The organism is Serratia bockelmannii (assembly GCF_051803255.1).
Lineage (GTDB): Bacteria > Pseudomonadota > Gammaproteobacteria > Enterobacterales > Enterobacteriaceae > Serratia > Serratia bockelmannii.
On the sequence record NZ_CP196512.1, the window covers coordinates 4998874 to 5014812 of the forward strand.

Below are 15939 nucleotides of genomic sequence, written 5' to 3' on the forward strand. Positions count from 1 at the left end.
GCCGCAAATAAAAACGGAGCCGGCATGCCGGCTCCGTTGTCATTGTGATGACCGTTGAAGGTCAGAAGCGCCAGGTGAAACCGGCGTTGACGCTGTTGTCCTGATGGTTCTGCGACAGCAGCCCGCCGTAGCCCAGCGACAGCGTGGCGTTTTCGTTCACCGCCACTTCCGCTCCCGCCTTCAGCACCATCCCGTCACGCGAGACCGGCACGCTGTCCACCACGAACGGCGCGTTGCCGCCGTTGAACCGCAGCCCGGTGCCTCGCTCCAGCCCGCCGTACTGGTGTTGCCACCCCAGCTCACTGCGCAGCGCCACCGTCGTGCCCGCGCTCACCTGCCATTCGGTGTCCGCACGCAGGCCCAGCGTCGACACCGTCGCATCCGTGTGCTGCTTGTCGCCGCGCAATGCCGCCGCGCCGCCGCTTTCCGCGATGCCGTTGTTCTCGAAGTTCACGTACGCCAGGTTCACGAACGGCTCCAGGTTCAGCCATTCACCCTGCACGCCGTAGCCCGCTTCCGCGAACAGCTGTTCGGTGCGCGCGCTGTACTTCGCCGTGTCACGGTCCGACTGCATCCCGTAGTTCACCGACCGCTTGGTGTCGATGCGGTGCCAGGTGTAGCCCGCCCCGCCACGCAGCGCCAGCGCCCCGAACTGCTTGTCGCCGTACGCCGCCAGGTGGTAGTTGTCGCTGTCCGCCTTCGACCCGTAACCGCCGTGCAGCGAGGTGCGGGTGTAGCCGGTCGCCACCCCCAGTCGCCCGTCGCCCGCAACCGCCGAGTCCAGCCCCACCAGCACCCCGTAGGTCGAGGCCTGATAGCCGGTGGCGTTGGCGTCGCCCGACGCGTGGTCCCACGCCCCCAGCAGCTGCGCCCAGGCGCCGTCCTCGTCCGCCTTGATGGCCGACGAGCTCGCCAGCCCTTCCGCCTGACGCAGACGCCCGTTCAGCGCCTCACGCAGGTAGCGGCTGTCGTTCACCAGCGCCGAGGCGATATCCGCATGGATTTGCCCCGACAGCTGACGGAACGCCTGCCGCGCTTCGCCCGCCGTGCCGCTGTTGAGCAGGCTCTCGTACACCGGGTTGCCCGCCGCCAGCGCATCCGCCGCCGCCGCCACCGCCCGCTCGTTCGAGGTCTGCGCCACGCTGGCGAAGCTCGTGCCGTTGCGCCCGACGCTCAGCGTCACCCCGGTCGGCTGGTAGCTCAGCCCGGTGCCAAGGAACAGGTAGTTCGGCGCCACCGCGTCAAACTGCCCGCTCACCCCCTGCTGCGCGCTCAGGATGGTGTACTGCTGGCCCAGCAGGCTGCGCACCTCGCTTTGCGTCAGCAGGTTGGCGCTGTTCTCCAGCGTCACCGCCACCTCACCGCCGCCGATCGTCGCCGCTCCGCTGCTCTGGATCCGATCGCTCTGGCCGTTCGGCCCCACTTCCACCGCGTAGCGCGAGCCCGTTTCGAAGCTGACGTTACCCGCCACGTTCAGGGTGCCGATCGAGTTGCCCGGCGCCACGGTGCCGCCCTGACGGGCGATCAGCGAACCGACCGTGCCGCTGCCGCCGACGATGCCGCCGTTCTGCACGCTGACGGCCGAGGTGACCGAGCCGTTGACGGCCAGCAGCCCCTGATTGACCAGCGTCGGGCCGGCATAGGTGTTGGCACCGGTCAGTTCCAGGATTCCCGCGCCCTCTTTGGTCAGGCCGCCGTGACCGGAAATGTTGTTGGAGTAGATTTCCCATCCACAGTGGACATCATCACATTTCCTGGCGTGTAGCGTGCCGGCATCCACCTCGGCGCCCATCCCCGGAATATTGGCGACAAACTGGGTCGGGCCGTAGGCCACGCCCGTCGGATCCGGGATGCGGAACTCCGCAGGAATATCTTCGACGGTATAGAACATGCCCGGGCCGTTGATGGCCTTGCCCAGGTTGATCATCCCCCAGCCGTAGAGCGCGTCGATGCCCGGCGCGCCCATGTCGGTGGCAGTGGTTTTCAGCACGTCGGCAATCTGCGCCGAGTTCATGTACGGGAAGCGCTGCAGCAACACCGCCACCGCGCCGGTCACGTGCGGGGTCGCCATCGAGGTGCCGTTTTTATTGCCGTAGTCCGACACCAGATTGGCCGGATCGGAACCGTTGGCCACGGTGCTGTAGATTTTGCTGCCCGGCGACGAGACGCAGAAGCTGGCAGTATAGCCGCAGCGGGAAGAGAAGCTGCTGATGGTGTAAGGCACGCTGTTGGTCGATGCCGCATCCTGCGCCACGCTGGCGACCGACAGCCAGTTCGGCGCGATGTCCGGCACGAAGTAGGCCAGCCCGCTGATCACATCCGGCTGGTTGTAGTTGCCGTCGTTGCCAGCGGCGAACAGCACCAGAATGTTTTTGCGCGCCGCATCGATCGCGCCCTGATAGCCTGCGCCGGCCAGGCTGCCGAGCAGCGGTTTGACCTGATCGAATTGTTCCTGCGCATCCTTCAGCTCAAAGTGCAGCGCGTTAGGATCGCGGCCGCCGTCGGACAGGAAATCGGGAATACTGACGCCCCAGCTGTTGTTGATCACCCGTGCACCGCTGTTGATCATCGCCTGCCAGCCGGCATTGGTGACGGCGCCGTCCAGGCCGAGGAATTCGCCGTAGGCCGGGCCGTCGTTATCGTTATCGACGCTAATCACCTGCGAATCGAAGGCCACGCCGTGCATGCCGATGCCGTCGCGGTTCGCCGCGCTGATCCCCGCGACGTGCACCCCGTGATTGCTCAGCATGCCCTGCGAACCGCTGTAGAAGTGGAAGGTGCCGTCGAAGTAAAAACGATCGCCGGCGTTAATCCCCGGCCGGTGTGGATCGGTATAGGCGCGGTAGCCCTCGGTGACGACGTTGATCAGTTTGCCGTCACCGGCGAACTCGGGATGACGGTTGACCGGAGTGTCGAAAATGCCCACCTTCTGCCCTTTGCCGGTGTAGCCGGCGGCGTAGGCCTCATCGGCGTGGATCGCCCCCAGCCCCCAGTTGGCGTTGAATTCGGCGCTGCGCCAGCTGGCCGGATCGCCGGGTTGGCCGTTCACCTCGTGCGGCGCCGCCTGTGCATACCCCGCCAGCGCCATGCAGCAGACCAACGCGTTCAGCCGCCACGGCGAGCGGCGAGCGTTTCCTTTGCTATCAAAACCCATTGTTGTTGTCATTTCCTTACCTTTTGCTTGTTATTGGCCGACGCCCCAGGTGCGCCGGGTTCTCATTAGCAGGATGTGAAAAAGGAACCGCCCGCAGACGGTTCCCGTACAAGGATTGAGTCGATGTTGCTTAGAAGCGCCAGGTGAAACCGGCGTTGACGCTGTTGTCCTGATGGTTTTGCGACAGCAGTCCGCCGTAGCCCAGCGACAGCGTGGCGTTCTCGTTCACCGCCACTTCCGCCCCTGCCTTCAACACCATGCCGTCACGCGACACCGGCACGCTGTCCACCACGAACGGCGCATTGCCGCCGTTGAACCGCAGCCCGGTGCCACGGTCCAGCCCACCGTACTGGTGCTGCCACCCCAGCTCGCTGCGCAGCGCCACCGTCGTGCCCGGGCTCACCTGCCACGCGGTGTCTGCACGCAGCCCCAGCGTCGACACCGTCGCGTCGGTATGCTGCTTGTCGCCGCGCAGTGCCGCCGCGCCGCCGCTTTCCGCGATGCCGTTGTTTTCGAAGTTCACGTACGCCAGGTTGACGAACGGCTCCAGGTTCAGCCATTCACCCTGCACGCCGTAGCCCGCTTCCGCGAACAGCTGTTCGGTGCGCGCGCTGTACTTCGCCGTGTCACGGTCCGACTGCATCCCGTAGTTCACCGACCGCTTGGTGTCGATGCGGTGCCAGGTGTAGCCCGCCCCGCCGCGCAGCGCCAGCGCCCCGAACTGCTTGTCGCCGTACGCCGCCAGGTGGTAGTTGTCGCTGTCCGCCTTCGACCCGTAACCGCCGTGCAGCGAGGTGCGGGTGTAGCCGGTCGCCACCCCCAGTCGCCCGTCGCCCGCAACCGCCGAGTCCAGCCCCACCAGCACCCCGTAGGTCGAGGCCTGATAGCCGGTGGCGTTGGCGTCGCCCGACGCGTGGTCCCACGCCCCCAGCAGCTGCGCCCAGGCGCCGTCCTCGTCCGCCTTGATGGCCGACGAGCTCGCCAGCCCTTCCGCCTGACGCAGACGCCCGTTCAGCGCCTCACGCAGGTAGCGGCTGTCGTTCACCAGCGCCGAGGCGATATCCGCATGGATTTGCCCCGACAGCTGACGGAACGCCTGCCGCGCTTCGCCCGCCGTGCCGCTGTTGAGCAGGCTCTCGTACACCGGGTTGCCCGCCGCCAGCGCATCCGCCGCCGCCGCCACCGCCCGCTCGTTCGAGGTCTGCGCCACGCTGGCGAAGCTCGTGCCGTTGCGCCCGACGCTCAGCGTCACCCCGGTCGGCTGGTAGCTCAGCCCGGTGCCGAGGAACAGGTAGTTCGGCACCACCGCGTCAAACTGCCCGCTGACCCCCTGCTGCGCGCTCAGGACGGTGTACTGCTGGCCCAGCAGGCTGCGCACCTCGCTTTGCGTCAGCAGGTTGGGGCTGTTCTCCAGCGTCACCGCCACCTCACCGCCGCCGATCGTCGCCGATCCGCTGCTCTGGATCCGATCGCTCTGGCCGTTCGGGCCCACTTCCACCGCGTAGCGCGAGCCCGGCTCGAAGCTGACGTTGCCGGCCACGTTCAGGGTGCCGATCGAGTTGCCCGGCGCCACGGTGCCGCCATCACGGGCGGTCAGCGAACCGACCGTGCCACTGCCGCCGACAATACCGCCGCTCTGCACGCTGACGGCCGAGGTGACCGAGCCGTTGATCGCCAGCCGCCCCTGATTGACCAGCGTCGGGCCGGCATAGGTGTTGTTACCGGTCAGCACCAGGGTGCCGATGCCCTGCTTGGTCAGGCCGCCGTGGCCGGAGATGTCGTTGCTCCAGAAGTCCAGGCCGCAAAGATCGCTGCTGCAGACGCGCTCGGTCGGTTTACCCTTGTCCAGCACCGCGCCGACGCCCGGCAGATCGACCACGAACTGGGTCGGGCCATAAGCCACGCCCGTCGGATCCGGGATGCGGAACTCTTCGGGAATATCCTCAGCGGTCACCAACATGCCCGGGCCGTTGATGGCCTTGCCCAGGTTGATCATCCCCCAGCCGTAGAGCGCGTCGATGCCCGGCGCGCCCATGTCGGTGGCGGTGGTTTTCAGCACTTCCGCCACCTGCGCGCCATTCAAATACGGGAAACGCTCCATCAGCACCGCAACGCTGCCGGCCACGTGCGGCGCCGCCATCGAGGTACCGCTTTTATTGGCATAGCCGGTCGTCAGGTCGTCCACACCGGTGCCCGCGATCACCGAGCTGTACACCCGGGTACCCGGTGCCGAGACGCACAAACTGGCGGTATAGCCGCAACGGGAAGAGAAGGTGCTGATGCTGTAATCGCCGGTATTGTTGGGATCCTGCAGGCTGGCGACCGACAGCCAGTTCGGCGCGATGTCCGGCACGAAATAGGCCAGGCCGGCCATGGCATCCGGGTTGTTGAGGTTACCGTCGTTGCCGGCGGCGAAGATGGTGACCACGCCGCTGCGCGCCGCGTCGATCGCGCCCTGATAGGCGCCGCCGGGCTTGGTGCCCAGGATCGTTTTGATCTGATCGAACTGCTTTTGCGCATCGTTCACCGTGAAGTGCGGATAAGCCGGGTCATACCCGCCTTCATCGAATTTCTCGGTGATGCCGATGCCCCAACTGTTATTGATGATGCGCGCGCCGCTGGCCACCAGCGCCTCCCAGCCGGCCTGGTAAACCGCGCCGTCGTTACCGAGCACAATGCCGTCCTCCGGGCCGGGGTCGCCGTTTTCTGCGCTGATGATCTGCGCGTTGAATGCCACCCCATGCATGGCGCCACCGTCGCGGCTGCCGGCGGCGATGCCGCCCACGTGGGTGCCGTGCGAGCCTAATTTGCCGCTGGAGTCGGTGCTTGGCGTACCGTCATAGCGGAAATCATCGCCTTTTTTCACTGGAATATAGGGATCGGTGTATTCGCGAGTGCCATGGGTAACCAGATTGATCACCTTATCTGGGCCGGAAAATTCGGGGTGCTTGGCGTAGACTGGCTGATCGAAAATACCGAGTTTGATGCCTTTTCCGGTATAACCGGCGGCGTAGGCCTGGTCGGCGTGGATCGCTCCCAGCCCCCATTCCGCGTTGAACTCACTGCTGCGCCAACTGGCCGGATCGCCCGCTTTGCCGTTCTCTATATAGCTGGAGGCCTGCGCCCCGCCGATCGCCGTCAGGCAGATCAGCATCGCGCTCCATTGTGCGCGATGAACTCCGATTTCAGGCCAGCCGAAGGCCGCCCGAGCGGATTTGACTCCTCTAAGTTTCTTCTCCATCCCAGATACCGTCCGTTGTTGTTTGCAAATGTTTTATAAGATTTTTTGTGTAACAGTTTGGTAACACCAAATAAATAAAGCACAACAATCTCAAGTGCGCTTAATGTGTCACTCGGCAGTTCGGCGGGGGGAGAGAACGTTTCAGGGGTGAATCAGGCCAACGCCAATAAGAAATGGCAATGACGTTTGCCGGTAGCGAAGCGGCGATAAAAAGTGAGAGGAAAAACCTTAATACGCTGATAAATAAAAATATAAACAAAGATCGAATGAAGGAGATGGCCGCCTGAAAAGTGCTTAACAGGCGTCTTTTATCACTTTTAATTATAAATTTTGCCAATATTCACTCAGTGAATTATGCTGGTTTTTCACTCGGTCATCGGCAAAAATTGGATTATCCTGCTGATGTTTTTTTGCGGTTCGTCGCGTCCTCTTTCGCCTGACGCAGGATGGCTTTGGCCATCCATTGCGTGACGTCCTGAATGCCCTCAAGTTCCAGCCCCCAGATATCTTTCAACACCAGGAATACCTCCGAGCCGTAAATCAGCGAGAAAGCATGAATCACTCTCTGTAGAGAATCCGGCGGCAGTTTGCCCTGCAACGGTTCTACCGCCAGCGCCAACAGACGCTTGCGGTTGCCGCGCACGAATTTTTCGCCCGGCGTGGCGTGCGCCCACTGCTGCAAAGAGAGCTGCAGTGCCGCACGCAATGCTCCCTCGTGCCGTTCCATCTGAGGATAGGCGAAGGTCAGCAACTGCTGGATACGCTTCAGGGCATCGTCGTCCTGCGGGCGCCATTCCAGAATAGGCCCCAGGCTTTCCGCCACCACGGCGCTAATCAGCGCACTCTGGGTCGGAAAATAACGGTAGGCGGTCGCGCGCGATACCTGGGCATGCGCCGCCAGCTCGGTGATCGAAGGAAACGCCCCTTCGTCATACAGCGCCATCGCGCTGGCCAGCAACAAACGGTAGGTTTTTGCCCGTGTGGAAGTCAGTGAAGGATCGAACGGGGTGGGAAAAGCATTTATCGGCACTTAAACCTCATACATCTGCACACGCTTGCGCAACAGAGGATGCGCCTCTGTCGACTGGCTGCCGGCAAAGCGCCGGCCACGTTGAAAAGCTCAAAAATGAGACAGGAGTCCCATTTTGCACTGAGCTGCCCTTGCAAAAATGATACTACCGTCTCATTATATAAATACATTAATCAATTTAATTTAAATGCCAACACCAGGGCACCCTAAAAAATATAATAAAATGATTTTTAAATAAAAATTAGAAACACCCCAGGAAGACACATGAAAGAAACTTCAAATTTTGTCTATATTGCTACCACAGCAGATACGAAAGGACAAGAGTTGGAGTATGTACGGCGGCTAATCGCTGCCCTGAATTTACCCACGCGAACCGTCGATCTTTCCACTCGTCGCTTGCCGTTTGACTCCCCGGCCGATATCGGTCCAGAGGACGTTGCTCGCCACCATCCGGCAGGCGCCGGTGCGGTCTTTTGCGCCAGTCGCGGCCAGGCGATCGCCGCTATGGCGACCGCTTTCGAACGTTTTATCCTGACGCGCCGCGATATCGCCGCCTTGCTGGGTCTGGGCGGCTCCGGCGGCACCGCCATCATCACGCCGGCCATGCAGCAGCTGCCGATTGGCCTGCCGAAAATAATGGTCTCAAGCATGGCGGCAGGAGACGTTTCCGCCTATGTCGGCGCCAGCGATATCAACATGCTGTATTCGGTCACCGATCTCGCCGGTCTTAACCGCATCTCGCGACAGGTGCTAGGCAACGCGGCACGCCAGATAGCCGGCGCAGTGCACTTCGCCGCCGTCGACTATCACGACAACAAACCCGCGATCGGCCTGACGACGTTTGGCGTCACCACGCCCTGCGTTCAGGCGTTGGTGGCCGAACTGGGAACACAATGGGATTGTCTGACGTTTCATGCGACCGGCAGCGGCGGCAGGTCGTTGGAAAAACTGATCGATAACCGCCAACTGCACGGCGCCATCGATTTGACCACCACCGAAATGGCCGATTACCTGTTTGGCGGTGTGCTGCCCTGCGATATGGATCGTTTCGGTGCCATCGCGCGTACCGGCATCCCGTGCGTGCTCTCCTGTGGCGCGATAGACATGATCAACTTCGGCGCGCCGAATACGGTGCCGGCTCGCTATGCCAACCGTCTGCGTCACCATCACAACCCGCAAGTGACGCTGGTGCGTACCAGCGCGCGGGAGAATGCGTTAATGGGGCGTTGGATGGGCGAAAAAATCAACGCCTGCGCGGGCGAAGTGCGTTTCGTTATCCCGACGGGCGGCGTATCGGCTTTGGATGCGCCCGGGCAACCGTTCTGGGATCCGGCGGCGCTGGCCGCCTTTACGCAGGCGCTGGAAGAAACGGTGCACGCCACCGACAAACGCCGGTTGATAAAAACGCCTTATCATATTAACGACCCGTGCTTTGCGCAGGCCGTTGCCGAACATTTCCAGCACATTGTCGGCGGAGAATGATTATCACTCACGACAAAGTCTGCCGGCGATAACGCCAAATAGAAAAAGGGCCAGACAAATAGCCTGGCCCTTTTTTACTCACCGCGAGCGGATATTACTGACCGGAGGACATCTGCTCCTTCATTTTATTCATGTGGTCCATCATCTTTTGCTCGCGTTTCTGATAATTCTCATTGTATTGTTTTTTCTGCTCAGGCGTCAGCAGGTTATACATTTTATTTTCCGCTTTGGCGCGTTCCAGCATGCGTTCGGATTGTGCTTTGCCGATCGCGTCAATTTGCGCCTTCGCCTTCGCTTCATCAAAGCTGTCGGAAGCGACCAGATTGTGCAGCGCCTGGCGTTCTTCTTTCATGCCCGGCCCGCGCTTCTGGTGCGACTCTTTCATGATATCGCGCATCTGCTGGCGCTGCTGCTCGGTCAGGTTCAACCCGGCGAACGGGCCGCCTTTACCTTCACCCTTGTGATGCATCATTTTCATCGGCGCGGCATCCGCCGCCGGGGCAGCCACCGTATCGGCGGCGAACGCCGCGGAAGCAGAACCCAGAGCCAGCGTGGAAGCAATAAATAAAGCCGTCAATTTACGCATAATCATTTCCTTAAAAGTTTTTCTTCATCAGGAGCGCTGTACGTTAACAGGCTCATTCGTCGTCGGAGATAATAATAGGCTGATAAAATTCAAGTAATGCGAGGGTGTGTAAACTTTTTAAAACCCGTCTCGGATTTATTCACCAATTATGAGAAAACTATGAAGATGGCGTTTATTTGATGGAAATTTTAATTTCTCGGCAAAAATCCCCCCGGTGGAGTTATTTTTCCGCTTTCCCCTCACCGCTATAATTTACTCGCCAGCACGGCAATCTTGCCTCAACCGTTTTCCGATAGCAGGGGGAAGTCAGTACAAGCATCATAGGATCCGATGTTCTCCTACACTTTAAGGCAAGCGGCCGCCGGGCGACGTTTACACCGCAAAACTAATCATTGCTTATATAATAGTTTCCATCACCCGTCCCGCCTGCAAAAACCTGTTATATGATGCACAGATGCGTACGGCGATCGCTTTCGGGCCAACAGGCTGCCCGGAGCTGCGCCGACCGGCCGCCCGTGCTCTTTTGAGGAATCATCATGCCCGCAGACCAAGGCCCTGAGCTTCTTAACGCCCACTTCGGCACCCAAAGCCCCCACTGGCGGCTGGCGTTTGACAGCAATGCCCTGGAGCTGTCCGCCGTTAAGGGCAAAGCCCACGTCGCGGTGGCACTCAGCGCCATGGACGCGGCGAAAATTCGCCGTCTAACCGGCGTAACCGCCAGCCTTGAGCTGACCATTACGCTGGCCGGCGAACCGCTGCATCTGCATCTGGTCGGGCGCCGCGTCAACAACCTCGAATGGGCGGGCACCGCTTCCGCCTTCAGCGACACCCCATCCGTGGCGCGCGATCTGGTGCACGGCCTCTCCTTTGCCGAGCAGGTGGTGTCCGAAGCCAACTCGGTGATCGTGATCGTCGATCAGCACGGCCGCATTCAGCGTTTCAACCGGCTGAGCGAGGAGTACACCGGGCTGCACGAACACGAGGTGATCGGCAAAAACGTTTTCCAGCTGTTTATGAGCCCGGAAGAAGCCGCCGCCTCGCGGCGCAACATCGCCGGCTTCTTCCGCAACGGATCGTCTTATGAGGTGGAGCGTTGGGTAAAGACGGTCAAGGGCGAACGGCTGTTTCTGTTCCGCAATAAGTTCGTGCACAGCGGCAGCGGCAAGAACGAGGTGTTTTTGATCTGCTCCGGCACCGACATCACCGAAGAACGCCGTGCGCAGGAACGGCTGCGGGTGCTGGCCAACACCGATCTTATCACCGGCCTGCCTAACCGTAACGCTATCCAGGATAAGATCAACCACGCCATCGCTACGCGCAGCGAAGAGAGCTTCGGCCTGGTGTACCTCGATCTCGACAACTTCAAAAAGGTCAACGACGCCTACGGCCATATGTTCGGCGATCGGCTGCTGGTCGAAGTCGCGCTGGCGATCCTCGGCTGCCTGAGCCCGGATCAGGTGCTCGCCCGCCTCGGCGGCGACGAATTTCTGGTGCTGGCGCCGCAAACCGATCGCGAGCGCCTGCAAACGCTGGCGCAGCGCATTATCGACAGGCTGAAAACCCCTTTCCGCATCGGCCTGATTGAGGTGTATACCGGCTGTTCGATCGGCATCGCGCTGTGCCCGGAGCACGGCAACGATCTCGACAGCCTGATCCGCAGCGCCGATACCGCCATGTACGTCGCCAAGGAGCACGGCAAACGCACCTATACCGTCTTCTCGCCGGAGATGAACAAACGCGTCGCCGAATACATGTGGCTGGACACCAATCTGCGTAAAGGGCTGGAGCAAAATCAGCTGGTGTTGTATTACCAGCCTAAAATCGACGCGCGCAGCGGCGAAGTGCACAGCGTGGAAGCGCTGGTGCGCTGGGATTCGCCGGAGCGCGGCCTGATCCCGCCGCTGCAGTTCATCTCCTACGCCGAGGAGTCCGGCCTGATCGGCCCGCTGGGCCAATGGGTGCTGCAGACCGCCGCCAGCCAGGCAGCGCAGTGGCAAGAACAGGGATTGAACCTGCGGGTAGCGGTCAACCTCTCCGCCCGGCAGTTGGCCGACGACGGCATCGTCAACGACCTGCTCGGGGTGCTGCGCCACCATCGCATGGCCCCCTGTCTGCTGGACTTCGAGCTGACCGAAAGCAGTCTGATTGAAGACGAGAACCGCGCGCGCGCGCTGATCACCCGGCTACGCGAACTGGGCGCGCAGGTGCATCTCGACGACTTCGGCACCGGCTATTCGTCACTGGCGCAGCTGGCGCGTATACCTCTGGACGCCATCAAGCTGGATAAAAGCTTCGTGCGCGGGGTGAATTTCAATCCGGTATCGCAATCCCTGGTACGCGCGATCGTCGCGGCGGCGGAGGCGCTGGCCTTCCGGGTGATCGCCGAAGGGGTGGAGACCGAGAGCGAAAACCACTTCCTCGACGAGGTCGGCGTGGACGAAAAGCAGGGCTTTCTGTTTGCGCGGCCAATGCTCCCGGAACAGCTGGAGCATTGGCTGCAGTCCTATCGCCCGCGCTCACCTTCCGCGTGAGTCGGGCGCGTTAACGTTAGCCGGCACGACGCAGGTTCAGGGTGTGGCGATCCTGCAACATCACCAGCCGCTCGATGTAGGCGCGATCTTTTTCCTCAATGGTGAAGGCCGAGTGGACCCAATCCTCGGTAATATCCATCAGCTCGGAACGCGTCAGTTGCAATACGCGCTGACGCGCCCGCAGCATGGCGCGCATGCCGTTGAGCTTCGGCCGGATGGTATCGATGAAAGTGCGCGTCGCCATATAGGCATCGCCGGGCTGGAACAGCTGATCCACCAGCCCGCGGCTCTCGAACCACTCTGCGGTGTGCGACTCGCCGCCCCAAATCAGCTCCTCAGCCAAGCGCATGCCCGCCTTGCGCGCCACCAGCGAGTAACCGCCCATGCCGGGAAACAGGTTGAACGCGATCTCCGGGAACCCCATGCGCGCATTGTTCTGCGCCAACACGAAATGGTGCGCCAGCGCTGCTTCAAAGCCACCGCCCAGCGCGCTACCTTCAACCATGGCAATGCTGACCGCGCCGGTGTCGAAACCGCGCGCAGCGGCATGCACACAGTCGATGCAGGCCCGTGCGTAGGCCATCATCGCCTCGCGCCTGCGGTTTTTGATCGCTTCGGCGAAGAACTGCAGATCGCCGCCGACGTTGAACATGTTCGGCACCAGCGAGCCGGTGACCCAGAAATCGAATCGCAGCGAAGACTCCTTCGCCGCCTGCGCCAGCGTCATGATGTCTTCGATCAGCGCCTGGTTGAAGCAGGGGCGCGGCGCAGCGCGCAGCAGCATCCACATGATATGCCTCTCCTCTTCATAGTAGGCGGAAAGCTGCGACAGATTGCCCGCTTCGGTAAACGGACGGCAGGTGGGGTGATTAAGCAATTTCATAAGACCTTCCAGTTTTTCTGTTGATGACGGATGAGACCGTTCCAGCCCCTACGGCTGCAGCGGAGCGGCGGTCGGTAAAGCGCGACGCCACATCATGAGTAAACGCTTTCTCGCCGACGAAACAGATAAAAATTGGAGGTAGGGAAGTGAAAAAAACCGAGGCGCCACGGGCTTTTCATAGGAATTTTACCTATCGCGCCATCGTCGGCATTTCATGCCAGGCGCTAACGCGTTAAGCTCGGAAATTGACCGTTTGCCGTCCCGGCGCTCAAAACGCCGCGAGGCTTTGGCTATAATCAATACGGATACATGCCGTTTAACGTTAAGGAAATCGTGAAGTAATGCCTACAGGACCAGACCAGGAACGCCGCCAGCCCGCACAAGACACGCCGCCGAAGCCGCTTATCGCCATCAAGACCGGCCATGAGACCCTCGACCGCCGCATTGGTGGTTTTTCACGTCTGATTGAACGCATCAAAGCCTGGCCGAGCGTTGCGCACCTGCTGCGCGCGGCCGAACGCTTTAACGATCGGCTGGGTAGCCAGTTCGGCGCCGCCATCACCTATTTTTCATTCCTCTCGCTGATCCCGATCCTGATGGTGTCATTCGCCGCCGCCGGTTTCGTGCTGGCCTCCAACCCGGATCTGCTGGCCCGATTGATCAACCGGATCGTCGGCAGCATCAGCGATCCGACGCTGGCCAGCACGCTGAAGAACACCGTCAACACCGCCATTCAGCAGCGTACCACCGTGGGGTTGACCGGTCTGGCGCTGGCGCTCTATTCCGGCATCAGTTGGATGGGCAACCTGCGCGAGGCGATCCGCGCACAGTCGCGTGACGTCTGGGAGCGCAATCCGCAGGATCAGGAGAAAATCTATTTCAAGTACACCCGCGACTTCATCTCGCTGACCGGCCTGGTGGTCGCGCTGATCATTACGCTGTCGCTGACCTCGGTCGCCGGATCGGCACAGGCGGCGATCGTCAACGCGCTGGGGTTGGACGGCATCGAATGGCTGCGGCCGGCGTTGACGACGATCGCGCTGTCGATCTCGATTTTCGCCAACTATCTGCTGTTCCTGTGGATTTTCTGGATGCTGCCGCGCCACAAACCGAAGAAAAAAGCGCTGCTGCGCGGTACCTTGCTCGCCGCCATCGGATTTGAGGTGATCAAGTTCGTGATGACGATGACGCTGCCGCAGGTGGCGAAATCGCCTTCCGGCGCGGCCTTCGGCTCGGTGATCGGGCTGATGGCGTTCTTCTACTTCTTCGCCCGTTTGACGCTGTTTTGTGCCGCCTGGATCGCTACCGCCGACTACAAAGGCGACAAAGCCTTGCCGGAACGCGAGCCACCGGCCCCCTGAAGCCATGCAATCGTGCCGGTGTTATCGCACACGCCGGCACTTTCCTCTGGTTAATAAGCAAAAATCCAGTCAATCCCTCTAAATCATGCGGCATGGCATTCGGAAAACCAGCATAACAAACTACCCATTCACTTTTCTTTCCCGTTTTTACAGCCATTCCCTCTGTATGAAACCCATTTCTCAACGTTTAACGCTGCAGAAAAGAAGCCCGGTAAAACATTAGTCTTTTTAACCGGTTAGTGGCGGCGCAGCCCAAAGTTCCCGCGTTGAAAAGGCCGAATGCTGTCACTAAGATGGATTTTTACCCCTTCCAACAATAAGAAATATTATGCAAGCCACCATCGCACCCCCACTCGACGCCGACGACGCGTCTACACCGGTGAATTCCCGCGGGAAAGTCATCGTCGCCTCGCTGGTCGGCACCGCCATCGAGTTCTTCGACTTTTACATCTACGCCACCGCCGCGGTGATCGTGTTCCCGCACATCTTCTTCCCGCAGGGCGACCCGACCACCGCGACGCTGCAGTCGCTGGCCACCTTCGCCGTCGCCTTTGTCGCGCGCCCTATCGGCTCTGCGCTGTTCGGCCACTTCGGCGATCGCGTGGGGCGCAAGGTGACGCTGGTCGCCTCGCTGCTGACCATGGGGATTTCCACCGTGCTGATCGGCCTGCTGCCGAGCTATGAAACCATCGGCATCTTCGCCCCTATCCTGCTGGCGCTGGCGCGCTTCGGGCAGGGCCTGGGGCTGGGCGGCGAATGGGGCGGCGCCGCCTTGCTGGCGACGGAGAACGCGCCGGCCAAAAAACGTGCGCTGTACGGCTCCTTCCCCCAGTTGGGCGCCCCGATCGGCTTCTTCTTCGCCAACGGCACCTTCCTGCTGCTCTCGTGGCTGCTGAGCGACCAGCAATTTATGGAATGGGGCTGGCGCGTGCCGTTCATCCTCTCCGCCGCATTGGTGCTGATTGGCCTGTACGTCCGGGTGTCATTGCATGAAACGCCGGTGTTCGCCAAAGCGGCCAAGGCCGGCAAACAGGTGAAAGTGCCGCTCGGCACGCTGCTGAGCAAGCATCTGAAAGCCACCATCCTCGGCACCTTCATCATGCTGGCGACCTACACGCTGTTTTATCTGATGACGGTCTATTCGATGACCTACGGCACTGCGCCGCAGCCGCTGGGGCTCGGTTACTCCCGCAACAGCTTCCTGTGGATGCTGATGGTGGCGGTGATCGGTTTCGGCGTGATGGTGCCCATCGCCGGCCTGCTGGCGGACGCGTTCGGCCGTCGCAAGACCATGATCGCCATTACCCTGCTGATGATCGGCTTCGCGTTCCTGTTCCCGACCCTGCTGGGTTCCGGCAACCAGGCGCTGGTGATGGGCTTCCTGCTGTGCGGCCTGAGCATCATGGGGCTGACCTTTGGCCCGATGGGCGCGCTGCTGCCGGAGCTGTTCCCGACCGAAGTGCGCTATACCGGCGCATCGTTCTCCTACAACGTCGCGTCTATTCTCGGCGCGTCCGTGGCGCCTTATATCGCCACCTGGCTAGCGGCCCACTACGGGCTGTTCTACGTCGGCATGTACCTGGCGGCAATGGCCGGGTTGACGCTACTGGCTCTGCTGTTGATGAAAGAAACCCGCCACCAGTCGCTGTGATCCCCTGCGGCCCCCTCACT

General features: G+C 61.2%; 9 protein-coding genes. 4 read left to right on the plus strand and 5 right to left on the minus strand.

The window, feature by feature from the left end:
• Positions 1-61: 61 nt before the first annotated feature.
• The 3 genes from ACSJLU_RS23730 to ACSJLU_RS23740 all read right to left on the minus strand — a co-directional run bounded on the left by ACSJLU_RS23730 (position 62) and on the right by ACSJLU_RS23740 (position 7338).
• A complete protein-coding gene (locus ACSJLU_RS23730) occupies positions 62-3166 on the minus strand; it encodes an autotransporter outer membrane beta-barrel domain-containing protein (protein ID WP_439041046.1) in 3105 nt (1034 codons plus the stop codon).
• A gap of 118 nt (positions 3167-3284) precedes the next feature.
• Positions 3285-6308, minus strand: a complete 3024-nt coding sequence (locus ACSJLU_RS23735; protein ID WP_439041047.1) for an autotransporter outer membrane beta-barrel domain-containing protein — start codon at positions 6306-6308, stop codon at positions 3285-3287.
• 478 nt (positions 6309-6786) lie between these two features.
• Positions 6787-7338, minus strand: a complete 552-nt coding sequence (locus ACSJLU_RS23740) for a TetR/AcrR family transcriptional regulator (RefSeq protein WP_439041091.1) — start codon at positions 7336-7338, stop codon at positions 6787-6789.
• Positions 7339-7689: 351 nt separating this feature from the next.
• On the opposite strand from ACSJLU_RS23740, the gene ACSJLU_RS23745 reads away from it, so the two are divergent.
• Complete coding sequence (locus ACSJLU_RS23745) at positions 7690-8907, plus strand: Tm-1-like ATP-binding domain-containing protein (protein ID WP_089196345.1); 1218 nt, start codon at positions 7690-7692, stop codon at positions 8905-8907.
• 94 nt (positions 8908-9001) lie between these two features.
• Here the strand turns inward: ACSJLU_RS23745 and spy are convergent, their stop codons facing one another.
• Entirely contained in the window at positions 9002-9493 is a 492-nt protein-coding gene (spy, locus tag ACSJLU_RS23750) for an ATP-independent periplasmic protein-refolding chaperone Spy (RefSeq protein WP_025304629.1), read from the minus strand.
• A 536-nt stretch (positions 9494-10029) separates the two neighbouring features.
• Between spy and pdeR the strand changes: the two genes are divergently transcribed.
• On the plus strand, positions 10030-12024 hold the full coding sequence (gene pdeR / locus ACSJLU_RS23755) for a cyclic di-GMP phosphodiesterase (protein WP_025304630.1): 1995 nt from the start codon (positions 10030-10032) through the stop codon (positions 12022-12024).
• 16 nt (positions 12025-12040) lie between these two features.
• Here the strand turns inward: pdeR and ACSJLU_RS23760 are convergent, their stop codons facing one another.
• Positions 12041-12907, minus strand: coding sequence for a crotonase/enoyl-CoA hydratase family protein (locus ACSJLU_RS23760; protein WP_025304631.1), 867 nt, complete (start codon positions 12905-12907; stop codon positions 12041-12043).
• A gap of 341 nt (positions 12908-13248) precedes the next feature.
• Between ACSJLU_RS23760 and yhjD the strand changes: the two genes are divergently transcribed.
• Together yhjD and ACSJLU_RS23770 are read left to right on the plus strand one after the other, a co-directional pair.
• Positions 13249-14268, plus strand: coding sequence for an inner membrane protein YhjD (gene yhjD / locus ACSJLU_RS23765; protein ID WP_025304632.1), 1020 nt, complete (start codon positions 13249-13251; stop codon positions 14266-14268).
• Positions 14269-14596: 328 nt separating this feature from the next.
• Positions 14597-15919 carry an MFS transporter gene (locus tag ACSJLU_RS23770; RefSeq protein ID WP_016930463.1) on the plus strand — a complete coding sequence of 441 codons (1323 nt, stop codon included), beginning with the start codon at positions 14597-14599 and terminating at the stop codon, positions 15917-15919.
• Positions 15920-15939: the final 20 nt, after the last annotated feature.

What these genes read in the sequence shown, in the direction of transcription:
- ACSJLU_RS23770 (WP_016930463.1), top strand. Translation starts at nt 14,597, where the DNA reads ATGCAAGCCACCATCGCACCCCCACTCGACGCCGACGACGCGTCTACA.
- ACSJLU_RS23760 (WP_025304631.1), bottom strand. Translation starts at nt 12,907, where the DNA reads ATGAAATTGCTTAATCACCCCACCTGCCGTCCGTTTACCGAAGCGGGC.
- ACSJLU_RS23745 (WP_089196345.1), top strand. Translation starts at nt 7,690, where the DNA reads ATGAAAGAAACTTCAAATTTTGTCTATATTGCTACCACAGCAGATACG.
- spy (WP_025304629.1), bottom strand. Translation starts at nt 9,493, where the DNA reads ATGCGTAAATTGACGGCTTTATTTATTGCTTCCACGCTGGCTCTGGGT.
- ACSJLU_RS23730 (WP_439041046.1), bottom strand. Translation starts at nt 3,166, where the DNA reads ATGACAACAACAATGGGTTTTGATAGCAAAGGAAACGCTCGCCGCTCG.
- pdeR (WP_025304630.1), top strand. Translation starts at nt 10,030, where the DNA reads ATGCCCGCAGACCAAGGCCCTGAGCTTCTTAACGCCCACTTCGGCACC.
- ACSJLU_RS23740 (WP_439041091.1), bottom strand. Translation starts at nt 7,338, where the DNA reads ATGGCGCTGTATGACGAAGGGGCGTTTCCTTCGATCACCGAGCTGGCG.
- yhjD (WP_025304632.1), top strand. Translation starts at nt 13,249, where the DNA reads ATGCCTACAGGACCAGACCAGGAACGCCGCCAGCCCGCACAAGACACG.
- ACSJLU_RS23735 (WP_439041047.1), bottom strand. Translation starts at nt 6,308, where the DNA reads ATGCTGATCTGCCTGACGGCGATCGGCGGGGCGCAGGCCTCCAGCTAT.